General features: G+C 65.3%; 20 protein-coding genes and 1 riboswitch. Of the genes, 10 read left to right on the plus strand and 10 right to left on the minus strand.

The window, feature by feature from the left end; genetic code table 11:
• Positions 1 to 83: 83 nt before the first annotated feature.
• The 4 genes from CDV49_RS00740 to CDV49_RS00755 are packed head-to-tail and all read right to left on the minus strand — an operon-like array spanning position 84 to position 3,053.
• Positions 84 to 1,052, minus strand: coding sequence for an OmpA family protein (locus CDV49_RS00740; RefSeq protein WP_179209078.1), 969 nt, complete (start codon positions 1,050 to 1,052; stop codon positions 84 to 86).
• Positions 1,049 to 1,615, minus strand: a complete 567-nt coding sequence (locus CDV49_RS00745; RefSeq protein ID WP_088213660.1) for a peroxidase-related enzyme — start codon at positions 1,613 to 1,615, stop codon at positions 1,049 to 1,051. The genes CDV49_RS00740 and CDV49_RS00745 overlap by 4 nt, the downstream gene beginning before the upstream one ends.
• Entirely contained in the window at positions 1,615 to 2,325 is a 711-nt protein-coding gene (locus CDV49_RS00750; RefSeq protein ID WP_088213661.1) for a GNAT family N-acetyltransferase, read from the minus strand. The genes CDV49_RS00745 and CDV49_RS00750 overlap by 1 nt, the downstream gene beginning before the upstream one ends.
• Positions 2,322 to 3,053 carry a competence/damage-inducible protein A gene (locus CDV49_RS00755; RefSeq protein ID WP_088213662.1) on the minus strand — a complete coding sequence of 244 codons (732 nt, stop codon included), beginning with the start codon at positions 3,051 to 3,053 and terminating at the stop codon, positions 2,322 to 2,324. The genes CDV49_RS00750 and CDV49_RS00755 overlap by 4 nt, the downstream gene beginning before the upstream one ends.
• 66 nt (positions 3,054 to 3,119) lie before the next feature.
• Here CDV49_RS00755 and sfsA point away from each other — a divergent pair, with 66 nt between their 5' ends.
• The 4 genes from sfsA (at position 3,120) to gyrB (ending at position 7,896) form a co-directional block, all read left to right on the plus strand.
• Positions 3,120 to 3,848, plus strand: a complete 729-nt coding sequence (sfsA, locus tag CDV49_RS00760) for a DNA/RNA nuclease SfsA (RefSeq protein ID WP_088213663.1) — start codon at positions 3,120 to 3,122, stop codon at positions 3,846 to 3,848.
• Positions 3,849 to 3,877: 29 nt separating this feature from the next.
• The gene (gene map / locus CDV49_RS00765) at positions 3,878 to 4,693 is read left to right on the plus strand and encodes a type I methionyl aminopeptidase (protein WP_373447775.1); all 816 of its coding nucleotides are present in this window, start codon (positions 3,878 to 3,880) and stop codon (positions 4,691 to 4,693) included.
• A 67-nt stretch (positions 4,694 to 4,760) separates the two neighbouring features.
• Positions 4,761 to 5,381, plus strand: a complete 621-nt coding sequence (locus CDV49_RS00770) for a LysE family translocator (RefSeq protein WP_088213664.1) — start codon at positions 4,761 to 4,763, stop codon at positions 5,379 to 5,381.
• A gap of 79 nt (positions 5,382 to 5,460) precedes the next feature.
• Complete coding sequence (gene gyrB, locus CDV49_RS00775; protein WP_088213665.1) at positions 5,461 to 7,896, plus strand: DNA topoisomerase (ATP-hydrolyzing) subunit B; 2,436 nt, start codon at positions 5,461 to 5,463, stop codon at positions 7,894 to 7,896.
• A gap of 67 nt (positions 7,897 to 7,963) precedes the next feature.
• Here gyrB and CDV49_RS00780 read toward each other — a convergent pair whose 3' ends face one another.
• The 4 genes from CDV49_RS00780 to CDV49_RS00795 are packed head-to-tail and all read right to left on the minus strand — an operon-like array spanning position 7,964 to position 10,720.
• The gene (locus CDV49_RS00780) at positions 7,964 to 8,164 is read right to left on the minus strand and encodes a CsbD family protein (RefSeq protein ID WP_035741702.1); all 201 of its coding nucleotides are present in this window, start codon (positions 8,162 to 8,164) and stop codon (positions 7,964 to 7,966) included.
• A 58-nt stretch (positions 8,165 to 8,222) separates the two neighbouring features.
• A complete protein-coding gene (locus tag CDV49_RS00785; protein ID WP_088213666.1) occupies positions 8,223 to 9,959 on the minus strand; it encodes a sensor histidine kinase in 1,737 nt (578 codons plus the stop codon).
• A gap of 21 nt (positions 9,960 to 9,980) precedes the next feature.
• Positions 9,981 to 10,541, minus strand: a complete 561-nt coding sequence (locus tag CDV49_RS00790) for an RNA polymerase sigma factor (RefSeq protein WP_088213667.1) — start codon at positions 10,539 to 10,541, stop codon at positions 9,981 to 9,983.
• A complete protein-coding gene (locus CDV49_RS00795; protein ID WP_088213668.1) occupies positions 10,538 to 10,720 on the minus strand; it encodes a NepR family anti-sigma factor in 183 nt (60 codons plus the stop codon). The genes CDV49_RS00790 and CDV49_RS00795 overlap by 4 nt, the downstream gene beginning before the upstream one ends.
• Positions 10,721 to 10,824: 104 nt before the next feature.
• Here CDV49_RS00795 and CDV49_RS00800 point away from each other — a divergent pair, with 104 nt between their 5' ends.
• The gene (locus CDV49_RS00800) at positions 10,825 to 11,634 is read left to right on the plus strand and encodes a response regulator (RefSeq protein WP_088213669.1); all 810 of its coding nucleotides are present in this window, start codon (positions 10,825 to 10,827) and stop codon (positions 11,632 to 11,634) included.
• 59 nt (positions 11,635 to 11,693) lie between these two features.
• Here CDV49_RS00800 and CDV49_RS00805 read toward each other — a convergent pair whose 3' ends face one another.
• Positions 11,694 to 11,864, minus strand: a complete 171-nt coding sequence (locus CDV49_RS00805) for a DUF1328 domain-containing protein (protein ID WP_035741697.1) — start codon at positions 11,862 to 11,864, stop codon at positions 11,694 to 11,696.
• 186 nt (positions 11,865 to 12,050) lie between these two features.
• Between CDV49_RS00805 and CDV49_RS00810 the strand changes: the two genes are divergently transcribed.
• Both CDV49_RS00810 and CDV49_RS00815 read left to right on the plus strand, forming a co-directional pair.
• Positions 12,051 to 12,380, plus strand: coding sequence for a DUF883 family protein (locus CDV49_RS00810; protein WP_088213670.1), 330 nt, complete (start codon positions 12,051 to 12,053; stop codon positions 12,378 to 12,380).
• A 2-nt stretch (positions 12,381 to 12,382) separates the two neighbouring features.
• Positions 12,383 to 12,829, plus strand: coding sequence for a phage holin family protein (locus CDV49_RS00815; RefSeq protein WP_088213671.1), 447 nt, complete (start codon positions 12,383 to 12,385; stop codon positions 12,827 to 12,829).
• Between the two features lie 14 nt (positions 12,830 to 12,843).
• On the opposite strand, the gene CDV49_RS00820 is transcribed toward CDV49_RS00815, so the two are convergent.
• Complete coding sequence (locus tag CDV49_RS00820; protein WP_179209079.1) at positions 12,844 to 13,698, minus strand: YihY/virulence factor BrkB family protein; 855 nt, start codon at positions 13,696 to 13,698, stop codon at positions 12,844 to 12,846.
• A gap of 129 nt (positions 13,699 to 13,827) precedes the next feature.
• A riboswitch (TPP riboswitch) is annotated at positions 13,828 to 13,925 on the plus strand.
• A 20-nt stretch (positions 13,926 to 13,945) separates the two neighbouring features.
• Between CDV49_RS00820 and thiB the strand changes: the two genes are divergently transcribed.
• The 3 genes from thiB to CDV49_RS00835 all read left to right on the plus strand — a co-directional run.
• Complete coding sequence (thiB, locus tag CDV49_RS00825) at positions 13,946 to 14,941, plus strand: thiamine ABC transporter substrate binding subunit (RefSeq protein ID WP_088213673.1); 996 nt, start codon at positions 13,946 to 13,948, stop codon at positions 14,939 to 14,941.
• Positions 14,917 to 16,467 (plus strand): thiamine/thiamine pyrophosphate ABC transporter permease ThiP, encoded by a 1,551-nt coding sequence (locus tag CDV49_RS00830; protein ID WP_088213674.1) that lies wholly within the window; start codon positions 14,917 to 14,919, stop codon positions 16,465 to 16,467. Before thiB ends, CDV49_RS00830 begins: the two co-directional genes overlap by 25 nt.
• The coding region (locus CDV49_RS00835) for an ATP-binding cassette domain-containing protein (protein ID WP_143413092.1) at positions 16,454 to 16,885 on the plus strand (432 nt) is incomplete at its 3' end. The genes CDV49_RS00830 and CDV49_RS00835, both read left to right, overlap by 14 nt.

Genomic DNA, 16,885 nt, shown 5'->3' on the forward strand with positions numbered 1-16,885 from the left:
GCTCACCAACTGGGGCGCTCATCAACAATGTGGGAAAGGTCTCCGCCCAGGGGCTGACCGCGGACTGCGTTTTCAGCAGCCTGCTAATCCGCCACCGCTTCCACCCGGCGGTTGCGCAGGCGGCCGCTTTCCGTGGCATTGCTATCGCGCGGAGCCAGCCAGCCCACGCCTTCCGCCCGGATCTGGCGGGTGCTGACCCCCTTGCCGGTCAGGTAATTGCGCACCGCTTCGGCCCGCCGGAGTGACAGCGCACGGTTTGCCTCCAGCGTGCCGGAATTGTCGGTATGGCCGACAAGTGTCACGCGCCGCCCTGCATCCTCCCTGAGCCATGCCGCGAGCGCGTCGAGGGAGGGGAAGCTCCCGCCATCCAGCGTCGCTGCGCCGCTGGCGAACCGCAGGTCCTCAAGAGGGACGGCAAACTCCGCCGCAAGCCGTTCGGCAATGTCGCCCCGGGGGGGCGCCTCGGGAAGCTTCGGCACCGACTCTGGCACCGACTCCGGCACCGACTCCGGCGCAGGCGCCGACTCCAGCGCAGGCGCAGGCCGCGCGGATCGCGGGGCGACATGGGTCATCTGGACAAAGCCGCTGTCGCTCGACCGGCTGACGAACAGGCTGACGATGCCTGCCGCACCCTCCGCCACCGCGAAACGGAAATCGCCCAGATCGACATGCATCTCCGGCTCCGGGACGACATCGGTGGCATAGCGGAAGTCGAAGCCGCCGCAGGCCAGCGTGTCGCAGGTGAAGCCGATACGATAACCCGCCGCGGACAGCCGCTCCTCCATCCCCGTCAGCGCGGCGAGGGTGGAAAAGCCGGGCCGGGGCACGCGCCAGACCTGCCGCGTGACCTCCCCCTCCAGCATCCTGGTGGGGAGAGAGCCATCAGCAGATCCATCGGCGGGCCCGGTCGGCAGGGCATAGCTGCCCATCGCCACATGGCTGTCCACCGTCAGCACGGCGTCAGGCGGCAGCCCGAGGTCCGGCGCTGCGGCAAGCGGCAGGGGGCTTATCAGCAGGGCGAGGTACGGCAGAGAGAGGAGCGCTCCCCTCACCTCGCCATGCCGTGGTAGTCCGGGTTGGGGCGCATGTCGCTGGCGGAGGCTACGCGGTTGGTCATGTTGAAGAACCCCGTGACGGCGCCGATGTCCCAGATGTCGCGGTCGGAGAAGCCCGCGGCCCGCAGCGCCTCCCGGTCCGCCTCCACGACACGGGCGCTGTCGAGGGTGAGCTTCTCGGCAAAGGCCAGCATCGCCGTCTGCCGGGCATCCAGCTCCGCCGCGCGCCAGTTCATCACCATCGCTTCCCCCAGCGCCGGATTGCCCGACAGCTCGCGCACCGCCGCGCCATGGGCGACCTGACAATACCAGCAGCGGTTGAGGGAGGAGACCACCACCGCGATCATCTCCCGCTCCAGCTTGGTCAGCCCGCTGCCGGCGAGCATCAGGTCGTTGTAGAGGGCGGTGAAGGTGTTCAGCTTGTCGATGTCGAAGGCATAGGCCTTCAGCACATTGGGGACGAGTCCCAGTTTCTCCTCGCAGATGCGGAAATACTTGGCCGTCGCCTCCGGCAGCGGATCGACCATCGGCAGGTCAAGGGCGGTTGCGTTGTCACTCATCAGTCGTCTCCTCCCACGCGGTAGTGATATCCCCCCGCAGCACGCATGCCGAGCGAGTCATACAATGCGCGCGCGCCGGTATTCTCCGCCTCCACGGCCAGGGCGATCTCCTCTGCGCCCTGTTCCATCGACCAGAGCGCCGCGCGCTGCATCATGTTGCGCCCCGCGCCCATGCGACGGAAGGCGGGCAGGACGGCGAGGGAATGGACCATCGCCCGATCTCCCGCCAGCGCGACGAACCCCACGCCGGAGGCGCGGTCCTTCGACCGGCCGAGAAGGGCGGTCTTCGGCCCCTTGACGCGATGCATCACCTCGATCCGCTCCGGCGCGGTGCCGCAATCTGCCCAGATGTCGAGCATGAGCTGCAAGGGCTCCCAGATGGTGAAGCCGGTGACCGGCTTCGGACCGGTGCCCACCACCAGCGCCGTCGGGGCGGTGTAGTAGATGACGGGGTCGATTTTCGTCAGCCCTGCCGCTGCCAGCCGGGTGTCCAGCGCGTCATCCTCCGCCTCCACGCGAAAGATCGGGCGTTGGCCAAGGGCGCGGGCGGCGCGGATCGCCTCCTCCGGGTCCGGGGCGCCGGGTTCTGCGGGTGTGATCGCCTGCACGCGCTTGCCCCCCGCCGCAGGGGAGACACGGATGAGCCATGCGCCGGCCCGGTGCAGCGATTCGGCGGGCCAGGTGGCGTCCATCACCTCGCCGTAAGTCACGCGATCGCCTCCGGGAACAGCCTTGCAAGCTCCGTCACCGCGGTGCCGATCCGGCCGGGATCGGTGCCGCGGACGACGATATTCGTGCCATAGACGCCGTTCTTCTGGAACGGGTAGGAGCCCATCGTGAGTTCGGGATAGCGGTGCGCGAGATCGGCGAGCGGTGTCGCCACCTCGCCCTCCCCCCTCTCGATGCGGAGAGTCTGGGAGAGGAGCGGCGCGCCCCCGTCGATGGTGGCCAGCACCGACGCCACCATCGCGCCGAAGATCGTCGGCACGCCCGCCATCACATGCACATTGCCGATCGTGAACCCCGGTGCGGCGGAGATCGGATTGTCGATCAGCGCGGCGCCGTCCGGGATGCGGGCCATGCGCAGCCGCGCCTCGTTCAGTTCCGTGCCCTGACGGGCATAGTGGCGCGCGAGGATCTCCCGCGCATCCGCCCGAACGCCGATCGTCGCGCCGAAGGCTTCGGCCACCGCATCGGCGGTGATGTCGTCATGCGTCGGCCCGATCCCGCCAGAGGTGAACACATGGTCGAACCTGTCGGAAAGCGAGCGCACCGCCTCCACGATGGCGGCGTGATCGTCGGGAATCACACGGATTTCCCGCAGGTCGATGCCCCGCACCGTCAACTCGTCGGCAAGGTGGCCGCTGTTGGTATCCTTGGTGCGACCGGAGAGGATCTCGTCTCCGATCACCAGCATTGCGGCTGTCGGGTTCGTCATCCTGTCCTCCTGCCGGGCAATGCCGGTCGTCTTGTCGCGTCCCCGTCACAGCTATAGACCCTGACGATGCGCTTTCAATCCCCTCTCCGCCGGGTCCGGCTGCTGCGCCGCTACAAACGCTTCCTCGCTGACATCTTGCTGGAGGACGGCACGGAGCATGTGGCCCATTGCCCGAACCCCGGCGCGATGACGGGTCTGGCCGAGCCGGGGATGCCGATCTGGGTGGAGGGGAACGACGATCCGCGCCGCAAGTTGCGCTACGGCTGGCGGCTGACGGAACTGCCGGACGGGACGCTGGTGAACATCGACACCTCGACACCCAACCGTATCGTGGCGGAAGCGCTGCGGGCCGGCGCGATCCCGGCGCTCGCCGCCTATGGCACCCACCGCGCCGAGGTGCGCTACGGTCAGGCGAGCCGGGCGGATTTCCTGCTCACGGGCGCGGGGCTGCCCGATGCACTGGTGGAGGTGAAGAGCGTCACCCTGCGCCGGGAGGGTCGGCTGGGCGAGTTTCCCGACACGGTGACGGCGCGGGGCGCGCGTCATCTGGCGGAGCTTGCGGCCGCGGCGGGAGAGGGGCGCCGGGCGGTCCTGCTCTACCTGCTCGGCCGGTCCGACTGCGACGCGGTGGCGGTCGCGGGCGACATCGACCCGGCCTATGCGCGCGCCGCGGAGGCGGCACACGCGGCGGGGGTGGAGGTGATCGCCCACGCGACCCGGATCGCCCCGGAAGGATTGACGCTCGGCCCCGCCGTGCCGGTGCGTCCCGGCTCTGGCAAATCCCGGAGCAAATGACTATCTAGGGGCCATCACAATTGACGGAGCTGCCTGTGGACGATCGCCACCATGGCCGTCTGACGAAGGACGGCATCCGAATCCACGATCCTGAAGACTTTGCCGGCATGCATGCCGCCGGTCGTATCGCCGCCGAGATTCTCGATGAGATCGGCGAGGCGGTCTATCCCGGCGCCACCACGGCGGAGATCGACGACATCATCACCCGCAAGGTGACGGAGAAGGGTACGGTCTCCGCCACCATCGGCTATCGCGGCTATCAGCACGCCTCCTGCATCAGCGTGAACCACGTGGTCTGCCACGGGATTCCGGGTGCGAAGGTGCTGAAGGACGGCGACATCCTGAACATCGACGTGACGGTGATCCTGGACGGCTGGTTCGGAGACAGCTCGCGCATGTATGTCGCGGGCACCCCCTCCCGGAAAGCGGAACGTCTGATCCGCGTGACGCATGATGCGCTGATGCTGGGCATCGAGCAGGTGAAGCCCGGCAACACCTTCGGCGACATCGGCCACGCGATTCAGGCCTATGTGGAGGGTCAGCGCATGTCTGTGGTGCGCGATTTCTGCGGCCACGGCATCGGGCGGGTGTTCCACGCGCCGCCGAACGTCCTGCACTATGGCCGTCCCGGCTCCGGCCCCATGCTGGAGGAGGGGATGTTCTTCACCATCGAACCGATGGTGAACCTCGGCCGCCCGGAAACCAAGGTGCTGGCCGACGACTGGACGGCGGTCACGCGGGACAAGTCGCTCTCCGCACAGTTCGAGCATGCCGTCGGCGTGACGGCGACAGGCTGCGAGATCTTCACCCTGTCCCCTGCGGACAGGTTCTACCCCGCACTGTGAGAGCGGCGTCCGCCAGACCGTTAGCTGATCGGGCGCTTCAGCCGCCGGTGCAGCGCGATGGTGTCGCATGACCCTGACGGCAGAGGCGCTCTGGCTCTACGCGGGGGCGTTGTTCGTGCTCTGGCTGACACCGGGGCCGGTGTTCGTGGCCATCACGGCGCGGGCGCTCTCCGGCGGGTTCTCCGCCGCCTGGCCGCTGGCGCTCGGCGTGACGGTGGGGGATGTGCTCTGGCCGCTGGTTGCCGCGTTCGGCATGGCCTGGTTCATCACCGCCAACGCATGGGCGCTCGACGTGATGCGCTGGGTCGCGGTGGCGATGTTCCTGTGGCTCGGCTGGGGGCTGATCCGCAACGCCGGTGCGCCGCCTGATCGTGACAGCCGCCTTGCCCGCCCCGGCCTGTGGTCGGGGTTCTCCGCCGGGGTGATGGCCATCCTCGGCAACCCGAAGGCGATCCTGTTCTACATGGCTGTCCTTCCGGGGTTCTTCGATCTGTCCCATGCCGGAGCCGCGGACCTGACCGTGATCGTGGCTGTCTCCGCCGCCGTGCCGCTGGCCGGCAACCTCATCGCCGCTGCCGCCGTCTCGCGCGCGCGGGCGGTTCTGTCCTCGCCCTCGGCGATGGCGCGCACCAACCGCATCGCGGGGGCGCTGCTCATCCTCGTCGGAGGCGCGATCGCATTTCTCTGACACCAAATCTTGTGTCCGAGGGTGACATTTCATGCTCCCCCCGCTATAAATCGGGGGCAATGTCGAAGGTATCTCCCCTATGGCTCAACCCGTTCCGAAGCCCGAAGAATACGGCGCAGAATCCATCAAGGTTCTCAGGGGCTTGGAGGCCGTTCGCAAGCGCCCCGGCATGTATATCGGCGACACGGACGACGGCTCGGGCCTGCACCACATGGTCTATGAAGTCGTGGACAACGGCATTGACGAAGCCCTCGCCGGTCATGCCGATTTCGTGGGGGTAAGGATTCACGCGGACGGCTCCGTCTCCGTGCGTGACAATGGCCGCGGGATTCCGGTGGATATCCATCGGGAGGAGGGGGTTTCCGCCGCCGAGGTCATCATGACCCAGCTTCACGCCGGCGGGAAGTTCGACCAGAACAGCTACAAGGTCTCGGGCGGACTGCATGGCGTCGGCGTCTCCGTCGTCAACGCGCTGTCCGACTGGCTTGAATTGCGCGTCTGGCGGAACGGCAAGGAGCATTACGCCCGCTTCGAACATGGCGACACGGTGGAGCATCTGCGCGTCGTGGGTGACGCGGCCGGCGAGAAGGGGACGGAGGTCCGGTTCATGGCCTCCACCAAGATCGATGACCCGAACGGCACCTTCTCCAACCGCGAATTCTCCTTCAAGACGCTGGAAGCCCGGCTGCGGGAACTGGCGTTCCTGAATTCCGGCGTCCGCATCATTCTGGAAGACGACCGCCCGGCGGAGCCGCTGCGGACGGAGCTGTGCTATGAGGGCGGGGTCAAGGAATTCGTCCGCTATCTCGACCGGTCCAAGACCGCGATGATGCCCGAGCCGATCTATATCACCGGCGAAAAGGGCGGCATCGGGGTGGAGGTCGCGATGTGGTGGAACGACAGCTATCATGAAACCGTTCTGCCCTTCACCAACAACATTCCGCAGCGCGATGGCGGCACGCACCTCGCGGGATTCCGCGGTGCGCTGACCCGGACGCTCACCAAATACGCGCAGGACAGCGGCATCGCCAAACGCGAAAAGATCGATTTCACGGGCGACGACGCGCGCGAAGGGCTGACCTGCGTGCTGTCGGTCAAGGTTCCCGATCCGAAATTCTCCAGCCAGACCAAGGACAAGCTTGTCTCGTCAGAGGTTCGGCCCGCGGTCGAAGGGCTGGTGAACGAAAAGCTGGGCGAGTGGTTCGAGGAGCACCCCGCCGAAGCCAAGACGATCATCGGCAAGATCATCGAAGCCGCCCTGGCCCGTGAAGCCGCCCGCAAGGCCCGCGAGCTTACCCGGCGCAAGACGGCTATGGATGTGGCAAGCCTGCCGGGCAAGCTGGCCGATTGTCAGGAAAAGGACCCCTCCAAGTCGGAGGTCTTCCTCGTCGAAGGCGATTCCGCCGGCGGGTCCGCCAAACAGGGACGCAGCCGCGCCAATCAGGCGGTGCTGCCGCTCCGGGGCAAGATCCTGAACGTAGAGCGCGCCCGGTTCGACAGGATGCTCGCCAGTCAGGAGATCGGCACCCTCATTACCGCGCTCGGCACCGGGATCGGCCGGGACGAGTTCGACGTGTCGAAGCTGCGCTACCACAAGATCGTCATCATGACGGACGCCGACGTGGACGGCGCCCATATCCGCACGCTGCTGCTGACGTTCTTCTTCAGGCAGATGCCGGAGATCATCGAGGGCGGCTTCCTCTACATCGCGCAGCCGCCGCTCTACAAGGTCGCGCGGGGCCGCTCGGAGGTCTATCTGAAGGATCAGGCCGCGCTGGAGGATTATCTTGTCCATCAAGGGGTCGAAGGGGCGATCCTGCGGCTGGGCGACGGGAGCGAGATTGCCGGCGCCGACCTCGCCCGCGTGGTGGAGGAGGCGCGCACCGTGCGGCGTGTGCTGCAGACCTTCCCGACCCACTATCCGCAGAACATTCTTGAGCAGGCCGCCATTGCCGGGGCCATGCTGCCCGGCGCGGTGGACAAGGATGCCCAGGGCGTGGCCAATGTGGTGGCGGAGCGGCTGGATCTCGTCTCTGTGGAGTATGAGCGCGGGTGGCAGGGGCGTCCGACACAGGACCACGGCCTGCGGTTCAGCCGTCTGGTGCGCGGAGTGGAGGAGATGCGGACGCTGGACGGCCCGGTCTTCCGCTCGGCAGAGGCGCGGCGCCTCGGCAGCCTGACGGAGAAACTGCGTGAGGTTTACGGCACCCCGGCAAAGCTCGTCCGCAAGGACCGGGAACAGCCGATCCACGGCCCCATCGACCTGCTGAAAGCCATTCTGGCGGAAGGCGAGAAGGGGCTTACCCTGCAACGCTACAAGGGGCTGGGCGAGATGAATCCCGACCAGCTCTGGGAAACCACGCTCGACCCGGAGGCCCGGACGCTCCTTCAGGTTCGGATCGAGGATGTGGCGGAAGCGGACGACATCTTCACCAAGCTCATGGGCGATGTGGTGGAGCCGCGGCGCGAATTCATCCAGCAGAATGCGCTCTCGGTGGAGAATCTCGACTTCTGAGGTTCTGCCGCGCAAAATAGGAAAGCCCCGGTGTTTACCGGGGCTTTGTCATGAAAGCTGCTTGGGATCAGCGCATGGAACTGGAGAATTCGTCCACTTCCTTTTCGGCCTGATCCTTGGCGTAGCCGTATTTCTCTTGAAGCTTGCCAACGAGCTGATCGCGTTTACCGGCGATCTTGTCCAGGTCGTCATCGGTGATGTCGCCCCATTTTTCCTTGGCTTTGCCCTTGAATTGCGTCCACTTGCCTTCGATCTGGTCCCAGTTCATCGTGATCTCCTTGTTTCCTGCCGATCAACGCGGGAACTCGGGTCTGGTTCCGCAAATGTCAGGCGGGCGTGAAAGCCTGAACGGGAAAGCTGACCGCCAGCCGGTAGATGTCGCCTTCCACCGCGGCGGTAAGAAGCTCCCCCTCCAGTTGTACGACGAAAGCCTGGATGAGCTGGGAGCCGAGACCGGTGCTGGCCGCCTGGGCATCCCGCTCCTCCTCTCCGAAAATCTCGGTGCCGAGCGTGTTTTCAACGGAGAATATGGCCAGTCCCGGTTCCGGCTGCGACAGGGCCACACGCACCCACGGATCGCCTTCTGTCGGTCTCCCGATATATTTCAGCGCGTTGGTGAAGGCTTCGGTTGTCAGCAGGGCAAGCGGCACAGCCTGATCGGGATAAAGGGTGATCTCTGCCAGATCCTTGCGGATATCGATCCGGTGATGTCCGTCTGTGGCCACAGCGGCCATCTGATCGACGATTTCGGAGATCAGCCTGTCCACCCGTGCGGCGGAAAGCTGTTCGGCCTGATAAAGGCTGCGGTGCACGGAGGCGAGGCTCATCACCCTGTTCTGGACACTCTTCAGCACACGGCGGGCAGAGGGCTCCTTCACCCGGCGGATCTGCATGTTCATGATCGAGGCGATGAGCTGAAGGTTGTTCTTCACCCGGTGGTGCACCTCCTTCAGCAGAACGGTCTTTTCGCTCAGAGACGCTTCCAGCGCGTCCTCATCCCGGATCAGGATGCGGGTGAGGTTGTGGAACGTGTGGCTCATCTCTTGAATTTCGGCTGGGGCATCGGTCAGCACTTCGGGGGCGGTATCCCGCTGCCCGAGCGCGAAGCGGCGCATCTGGCCGCGCATTTCGCGGATGTGGCGGATGACGAGGCGATGAACCGCCAGATACGCAACGACAAGGCTGACGGCCCACATCAACAAAGGATAAAGGACGGCGGCGGGAATGCTGACCGCGGCGGTCAGATCCTCTCGCGGCCCCCAACTGCCGATGGCGAAGACCTGTCCCCGGATCACCGGCACCACGGCGAAGAGCCGGTTTTCCCCGTGGTTGTTGCGCCCGCGGAAAACCTGCTCCGTATCGACCGCGAAAGTCGTAAGGGGATGTCCTTCCGGCAGCTGTCCCTCAAGATCGTCCCGCGCCAGTGAGCTTGTCAGGATCTCGCCGCGTGCATTGAAGGTGATGACGGTCGGGCGGCGGACGCCTTCGGAATAGTCCCTGATGGATCCGATGTTGCTTTTCGGAATGCCGAAATAGAGATACCCCCGCCACCGTCCTTCGGAGAACAGCGGCCAGCGGACATCGACGCTCGGCTCCGACACCCGCCGGTTGCCGTCGGATGCAAGTATCAGAACCTCCTGCTGTGCCGCCATGATCTGAAACGGTTCATATCCGGAAACATCGAGCGGTACGCCGGAGGAGATGCAGTTCTGATGCCCCGTTTCGTCGGTATACCCCACGAAATCGATCACGGAGGACTGCGCGACAAAGGAACGGAGCAGAGCCGAACATTGCTCTGGCCGCTCTGCCGCGGCGAGCACGCTGTCACCGAGCGCCTCTGCCGCCCCGAAGGTCGTCAGAAGCAGGGTGCGCTCGGAAGCCGCGGCCTCCGCTGTGCGGCCAAGAAGTGCCGTGTCGGACACACGGCGGCTTTCCATGATGCTGCGCGAGCTTTGCGCAACAGCAATCAGGCCGATGGGCAGAAGTGCGATGGACAGCAGGGCGGCAAGGCGAAAGCCCAGCGAGTCAATGAACCGGATCCGCGACCTGAGTCCGGTCTTCATGCCCCATCCTTCTCAAGCGCCTCAGCCGTGGGCGGCCTTCGATGAAATCACCGCCAGCGTGGCCCGGTCCGTCAATTCGAATTCCTCACCATCCTGCAGGTGCAGAAGCTCGGACAGCCGCTTGCGGCCGCGATTGGCCCGGCTTTTGATCGTGCCGACAGCACAGGCGCACATTGCCGCCGCTTCCTCGTAGGAGAAACCGGAGGCGCCCACAAGGATTAGTGCTTCACGCTGCTCATCGGGCAACTGGGCAAAAGCCGTGCGGAAATCCGCAAGCGCAAGACGACCGTCATGATCGGGCTTCTGTGCCAGTCGGGCCGCGTGGAGACCATCGCTGTCCGCCACTTCCCGGCTGACCTTGCGACGGCTGGAATAGAAGGTGTTGCGCAGAATGGTGAACAGCCACGCGCGGAGGTTGGTTCCGATCTCGAACTTGTCGATATTGGTCCAGGCTTTCAGGATCGTGTCTTGAACCAGATCGTCCGCCGCCGCGCCGTTGCGAGCAAGGCTGAGAGCGAAAGCACGAAGAGCGGGGAGATGCTGGACGAGTTCGTCCCTCGGATCGGCGAGGGTGGCCTTCATCGCGAGGACTCTTCGTCAGAACCCACTGCGGAACCCACTGCCTGATCCTGGTCCTTCAGCCTGCTCAGCAAATCCATCAGACGTGAGGGAATCGCTTCCTCCACTTTCTCCTGATAAACTCGTCGCAAGTTCTCATCGATCTGGAGGCGAAGAGTCGCTTCCTTGGGTTTGTCTGTCATGATGAAGGCTTGATCCTGACGTCATTTTCTAGTCGTTGCGCGGGAACAAAACGTCTGGAAGCGCGTTCGGTTCCAACTGCACAGGAAGAATCTTCGGAGACATCATGACAAAGACGCAGGCTGACCTCGCCCAACGGATCGGAGAGCAGCTTCCGTATCTGCGCCGCTACGCCCGTGCCTTGACGGGTAGCCAGACAACCGGGGATGCCTATGCGGCTGCGACGCTGGAGGCCATCCTTGAAGACCGAAGCGTCTTCGAGGGCGCGCTTTCCCCGAAAGTGGCGCTGTTCCGTGCCTTCCACCTGATCTGGTCCAGCGCAGGCGCTCCGATTGCCGAAGCCGTGGGCGATGTTCTGGAACGGCGGGCGCAGGTGCATCTGGGCACCCTGACGAGAAATACGCGCGAGGCCCTTTTGCTTCGCACGGTCGAGGAGTTTTCTTTCGAGGAAATCGCCGAGATCATGCAGATTTCGCCTGCAGAAGCGGAAGAGCTGCTCACGACCGCTCTGAACGAGATGGAAGAATCCGTCCTCGGCAAGATCATGATCATCGAGGATGAAGCCATCATCGCGATGGATATCCATTCGATCGTGACGGGAATGGGCCACCGCGTGACGGGCAATGCGCGAACCCGCGATGCCGCCGTTGCCTTGGGCCAGAAGGATCGCCCCGATCTCATCCTTGCGGATATTCAGCTCGCGGATGGATCCTCCGGCATCGATGCGGTCAACGAGCTTCTGCAAATTCTTGGCGATGTTCCAGTGATCTTCATCACCGCCTTCCCGCAGCGTCTGCTGACGGGCGAGCGACCGGAGCCAGCCTTCCTGATCACGAAACCCTATTCGGAGGAGCAGGTGCGGTCTGCGGTCAGTCAGGCGATGTTCTTTGCGTCCACCGAGGACATGCGCGTCTAGATTTCCTGATCTTCGGGAAGCGGTCAGAAGGGCGACGGATCACACCGTCGCCCTTTTTATCAGGGCGTACGCCCGCCGACCGCGCGCGCGATAAGGGCAACTATAAACAGGACCAGAAAGATGAAGAACAGGATCTGAGCGATGCCGGCAGATGCGCTGGCTATTCCGCCGAAGCCGAAAACCCCTGCAATTATGGCGACGACCAGAAAGACAAGAGCCCAGTAGAGCATGAGGTTTTCCCTTCCCTTTCAATTTTACGCCAAGCGGCGTTATTGTGTTTACAACCTGTAAATGAGCTTTGTGGTTCCCTTCTTATCGACGCTTCCCGAATGGAACCGTCGAGGGTAACTCTGCGTTAGCAAAGTGCGCGGTCGTAGTGTCGATCGTTGGAGAAATGCAGTCGAAGGAGCTGGCAGATGGCCCGTACGGAAGTCGAACAAGAAGTGACCGAACCCTCGATGGCCGAGCTGTCGAGCCAGCTTGATTCCCTCAAGGCCGATATGGTGGCCATCACGGAAACACTTGCCCAGCTGGGTCGCGCCAAGGGTCAGCAGGTGGCGGACGCCGCCCGTTCCGAAGCACAGGCCCTGCGAGAGCGTGGTGAGCAGAAGGTCGCGGACATGCAGGACCGCGCCTATCAGCTCAGCGATCAGACGAGCCAAATGGTGCGCGAAAACCCGGCAACCGCGCTTGGCGTCGCGGCCGGGGCCGGTTTCCTGTTCGGCCTTCTCCTGTCGCGCCGCTGACCATGCTGGAGCAGCTGACCGCCGGCGTGAAGGAGGCTGCCGTCGACGCGGCGCGGAAATCCCTCCTCTCGCTGGTTGCAGGGGTGCTTTTCTGCGTCGGTATCGCATTCCTGACAGCGGCGCTCTGGCTGTTCATCGAGCGGCAGAGCAATGCGCTGACAGCGGCCCTTGGCGTGGCGCTGGCCTATATTCTCGCGGGTATCATCGTGCTGCTGGTCGGCAGAAACCGTGACCGGGCGGCACATCCCGGAACGCCGGGCGTGCGGGCGTATGACGCTCCGCCAGCCGGTGGCGTCGGCCCGGGCCCGCGTGACCCTGCGCGAGCATTCGCGTCTGGCTCGTCCGTCGTTCCGCCGTTGATGGAAGCATTCTTCTTCGGGCTGGATTCGGCCCTGCGGTCGCGGAACGGTGCGCCGCCACCCCCCCCACCGCCGCGCGACCGTTATTAAGGGCCGCGCGACCTTTATTGAACATCCGCGCCGCGCGGCTCCAGATTGAGCTGCGCGGCGTGTTCTCTCGCACTCGAAAGCCGCCTGCGCCGGACTTCTGCATTGAGCGCGGCGCCGAGCAGCACGGAATAAGCGGAAAGATACAGCCACATCAGCAGGATCATCACTGCCGCGATGGACCCGTATATTTCGTTGTAGCGGCCGAAGTTCGTCAGGAAATAGGTGAAACCAAGCGAGGCGATGGCCCAGAGCACCACGGCCAGCAACGTCCCCGGCAGCAGGTTTCCGGGTTTGCTCCCCCGCCAGTTCGGCCCGATGCGGTAAAGGAGCCATATGCCCCCGAGCACGATCCCCGTGGAGGCGAGAACATGCGCGAGGTTGAAGGCGATGTTTTCCAGCAGCGGGATGTGGAAGAATGTCAGCAGGATCGGCAGCACCACCGCAACCGTCAACGCCACAAGCGCCGTGGCGGTAAAGGTCAGGGTGAGCAGGATCGACACCAGATAGGCAATCACACTGTGCGGGTTCGGCTTGCGATAGATCGCGTTGAGACCCCTGACCATCGCGTCTATGGCCGCCATGGCTGACCACAGCGCCACGGCGAAGGAGATGAGCGTGGCCCAGCCCAGCGTGCCCGAATTCGTCTCCACCAGCGAAGTCACCTGCGAGCGGATGATCTCGAAGGCGGCGGGCGGAACGATTTCCCGGAAATACTCCAGTTGCTCCTGAATGACATAGGGATCCTGCCACGATCCCCAGACGGAGATGAGCGCGCTGGCAGCGGGAAACATCGCAAAGACCGTGAAGAAGGCGACGCCTCCTGCAGCGAGCGACAGGTTCGCCCGGTCGATCGTGTCGAGCATCGCCATCACGAGGCTCTGTTGCTTGGGAGAGGAGTTTGACAGCCTGTGACCTCCTTCATGCAGGCGAGCCATTCTAGGCCCGTCCTGCCGTGATCGGAAGGGCACTTTGCCTTTTCTGCGGGAAGGGTTATCCTTTACCTCACCTCGGGGTGCCATCCGGCTGAGACGCATCGCGCGAACCCGTAGAACCTGATCCGGTCAGCACCGGCGGAGGGAAGGTCCGACGCTGTTGCCCCAAAATGGAGGCGCCGTCATGCGGCTTGGATTGATCGCCGCGGTTTTCGCAGGGTTTCTGGGGCAAGGGGTGGCAGCGGCGCCCGTGCTCACCGTCTATACTTACGACAGTTTCGTCTCGGAATGGGGGCCGGGGCCGAAGATCAAGGCCCTGTTCGAGGCGGAGTGCGGCTGCACCGTTGATTTCGTGACGGCGGGCGACGGGGCCTCGCTGCTCGGGCGGCTGCGGCTGGAGGGCACGCGAAGCCCCGCCGACGTGGTGGTCGGTCTGGACAACAACCTGATCGATGCCGCGCGGGAATCGGGCCTGTTCGCGCCGCACGGGCTGGGCCATGTCGCGCTCGACCTGCCGGTGGAGGCGGGGGATGACACCTTCCTGCCCTTCGACTGGGGCTATTTCGCATTCGTCTATGACCGCACGAAGCTTTCCGACCCGCCCGACAGCTTCCCCGCGCTGATCGACAGGCCCGCTTCCTTCAAGGTGATCCTCCAGGATCCGCGCTCCTCCACGCCCGGCCTCGGGCTGCTGCTCTGGGTAAAGGCGGCCTATGGCGACCGGGCGCCGGAGATCTGGAAGGGGCTTGCGCCCCATGTCCTCACCGTGACGCCGGGCTGGTCGGAGGCTTACGGGATGTTCCTGAAGGGAGAGGCGGACATGGTTCTCTCCTATACCACCTCGCCCGCCTATCACATCATCGAGGAGCAGGACGATACCAAGGCCGCCGCGATGTTCGCCGAAGGGCATTACCTGCAGGTGGAAGTCGCCGCCCGACTGGCCAGCAGCCAGGAGCAGGAACTGGCTGGCCGTTTCCTGTCCTTCCTCCTCTCGGATGCGGCGCAGGCTGTGCTGCCCACGACCAACTGGATGTATCCTGCCATCATCCCGGCGGGGGGGCTCCCGGCAGGCTTCGAGAAGCTCTCCATCCCCGAACGCGCGCTGATCTTCACGCCGGAGGAGGCCCGCTCAATACGTGACGCGGCGCTGGACGAATGGCTGGGGGCGCTCAGCCGGTGAGGTTTCTGGCAGGGGGGGCGGCGCTTGCCCTCGTTCTGGGCCTGACGCTCGGCACGCTGCTGGCCGTGGCGATAACGGCCGGAGGGTTCAGCGCGCTGCGGCCGGGCGATGTGGCTGCGATCCGCTTCACCGTGAGTCAGGCGCTGATTTCCGCGGTGGTGAGCGTGCTGCTTGCCATCCCGGTCGCCCGCGCGCTGGCGCGGCGGCGGTTTCCGGGGCGGGGGCTGCTCATCACCCTGCTGGGCGCGCCGTTTCTGCTGCCGGTGATCGTGGCGGTGCTGGGCCTCGTCTCCGTCTTTGGCAGGGCCGGGCTGGTGAATGCGGCGCTCACGGCCCTGGGGCTGCCGCCGGTGTCGATCTACGGGCCGCAGGGGGTGATCCTTGCCCATGTGTTCTTCAACCTGCCGCTCGCCACCCGGTTGCTGCTGGAGGGCTGGCTCGCGATACCGGCGGAACGCTTCCGCCTTGCCGCCGCACTGGATTTCCGTCCGGCGGACATGCGGCGGCATCTGGAGCGACCTATGCTGAGGGAGCGGTTGCCGGGCGCGTTTCTGGCGATCTTCCTTGTCTGCCTCACCTCCTTTGCCGTGGCGTTGACGCTGGGGGGCGGTCCACGGGCGACGACGGTGGAGCTTGCCATCTATCAGGCCTTCGGTTTCGACTTCGATCTCGGGCGTGCGGCGCTGCTCGCGCTCGTGCAGTTCGGCATCTGCGCCATGGCGGCGGTGGTTGCTGCGGTGATCTCCGTGCCCTCCGGCTTCGGCACCGGCCTTGACCGGCCGGTGCAGCGCTGGGATGCGGCGGGGCCGATGGCGCGTGTGCTCGACACGCTGGCCATCGGCGGGGCGGCGGTCTTTCTGCTCGTCCCCCTTCTGGCGCTGGTGATGGAAGGGGCGGGCGGTCTGCCCGGCCTTTCCGCAAGCGTCTTCCGGGCGGCGGGGCGCTCGCTGGTCGTGGCGGTGGGGTCTGCACTGCTCACGCTCCTCCTCTCGCTGTCGCTCTCCCTGCTCGCATCGCCGCGCCGGCGATGGGTGGAGACGGCGGGGATGCTGCCGCTCGCCTCTTCCTCTCTGGTGATGGGCACGGGGTTGTTCATCCTGCTGAACCCGCTGGTCGATCCGGCGCAGCTGTCGCTCGGTGTCACGGCGGCGGTCAATGCGGTGATGGCGCTGCCCTTTGCCTTTCGCATCCTGCTTCCCGCCGTCCGGGCGGAGGAGGCAGGTTATGCCCGTCTGGCGGAGAGCCTCGGGATGCGCGGGGTGTCGCGACTCCGTCTCGTCACGCTGCCGCGGCTTCGGCGGCCGCTCTGCTTTGCGGGCGGGCTGGCGGCGGCGCTCTCCATGGGGGATCTGGGGGTGATCGCGCTTTTCGCCCGCGCGGACGAGGCGACCCTGCCCTTGCAGATCTACCGGCTCATGGGCGCCTACCGGATGGCGGAGGCTTCGGCGGCTGCGGTGCTGCTGCTTGCGCTGAGCTTCGGGATTTTCTGGATCATCGACAGGATGGGACGCGGTGCTGAGGCTTGAACAGGTCACGATCCGGCAGGGCGACTTCGTTCTCTCCGCCGATTTCACGGTGGAGGCCGGGCGGCGGGTCGCGGTCATGGGGCCGTCGGGGGCGGGAAAGTCCACGCTGTTGAACGCGATCGCCGGGTTCCTGCCGCTCGCTTCGGGCCGCATCCTCTGGGCGGGTGAGGATATCGGGGGGCTGCGTCCGGGTGCCCGGCCGATGACCGTGCTGTTTCAGGACAACAACCTTTTCCCGCATCTGACCGTCAGCCAGAATGTCGGGCTGGGTCTCCGCCCGGATCTGCGGCTTGGTGAACCGGAGCGGCGGCAGGTCGCCGCAGCCCTTGCCGATGTGGGGCTGGAGGGGTTGGGCGCGCGCAGACCCGCAGCACTTTCCGGCGGGCAGGCGGGGCGGGTGGCGCTGGCCCGCGCGCTC

It is taken from the genome of Haematobacter genomosp. 1 (assembly GCF_002196855.1).
In the GTDB taxonomy this organism is placed as follows: domain Bacteria; phylum Pseudomonadota; class Alphaproteobacteria; order Rhodobacterales; family Rhodobacteraceae; genus Haematobacter.

What these genes read in the sequence shown, in the direction of transcription:
- CDV49_RS00745 (WP_088213660.1), bottom strand. Translation starts at nt 1,615, where the DNA reads ATGAGTGACAACGCAACCGCCCTTGACCTGCCGATGGTCGATCCGCTG.
- CDV49_RS00755 (WP_088213662.1), bottom strand. Translation starts at nt 3,053, where the DNA reads ATGACGAACCCGACAGCCGCAATGCTGGTGATCGGAGACGAGATCCTC.
- sfsA (WP_088213663.1), top strand. Translation starts at nt 3,120, where the DNA reads ATGCGCTTTCAATCCCCTCTCCGCCGGGTCCGGCTGCTGCGCCGCTAC.
- CDV49_RS00770 (WP_088213664.1), top strand. Translation starts at nt 4,761, where the DNA reads ATGACCCTGACGGCAGAGGCGCTCTGGCTCTACGCGGGGGCGTTGTTC.
- gyrB (WP_088213665.1), top strand. Translation starts at nt 5,461, where the DNA reads ATGGCTCAACCCGTTCCGAAGCCCGAAGAATACGGCGCAGAATCCATC.
- CDV49_RS00780 (WP_035741702.1), bottom strand. Translation starts at nt 8,164, where the DNA reads ATGAACTGGGACCAGATCGAAGGCAAGTGGACGCAATTCAAGGGCAAA.
- CDV49_RS00785 (WP_088213666.1), bottom strand. Translation starts at nt 9,959, where the DNA reads ATGAAGACCGGACTCAGGTCGCGGATCCGGTTCATTGACTCGCTGGGC.
- CDV49_RS00790 (WP_088213667.1), bottom strand. Translation starts at nt 10,541, where the DNA reads ATGAAGGCCACCCTCGCCGATCCGAGGGACGAACTCGTCCAGCATCTC.
- CDV49_RS00795 (WP_088213668.1), bottom strand. Translation starts at nt 10,720, where the DNA reads ATGACAGACAAACCCAAGGAAGCGACTCTTCGCCTCCAGATCGATGAG.
- CDV49_RS00800 (WP_088213669.1), top strand. Translation starts at nt 10,825, where the DNA reads ATGACAAAGACGCAGGCTGACCTCGCCCAACGGATCGGAGAGCAGCTT.
- CDV49_RS00805 (WP_035741697.1), bottom strand. Translation starts at nt 11,864, where the DNA reads ATGCTCTACTGGGCTCTTGTCTTTCTGGTCGTCGCCATAATTGCAGGG.
- CDV49_RS00810 (WP_088213670.1), top strand. Translation starts at nt 12,051, where the DNA reads ATGGCCCGTACGGAAGTCGAACAAGAAGTGACCGAACCCTCGATGGCC.
- CDV49_RS00815 (WP_088213671.1), top strand. Translation starts at nt 12,383, where the DNA reads ATGCTGGAGCAGCTGACCGCCGGCGTGAAGGAGGCTGCCGTCGACGCG.
- CDV49_RS00820 (WP_179209079.1), bottom strand. Translation starts at nt 13,698, where the DNA reads ATGGCGATGCTCGACACGATCGACCGGGCGAACCTGTCGCTCGCTGCA.
- thiB (WP_088213673.1), top strand. Translation starts at nt 13,946, where the DNA reads ATGCGGCTTGGATTGATCGCCGCGGTTTTCGCAGGGTTTCTGGGGCAA.
- CDV49_RS00830 (WP_088213674.1), top strand. Translation starts at nt 14,917, where the DNA reads ATGGCTGGGGGCGCTCAGCCGGTGAGGTTTCTGGCAGGGGGGGCGGCG.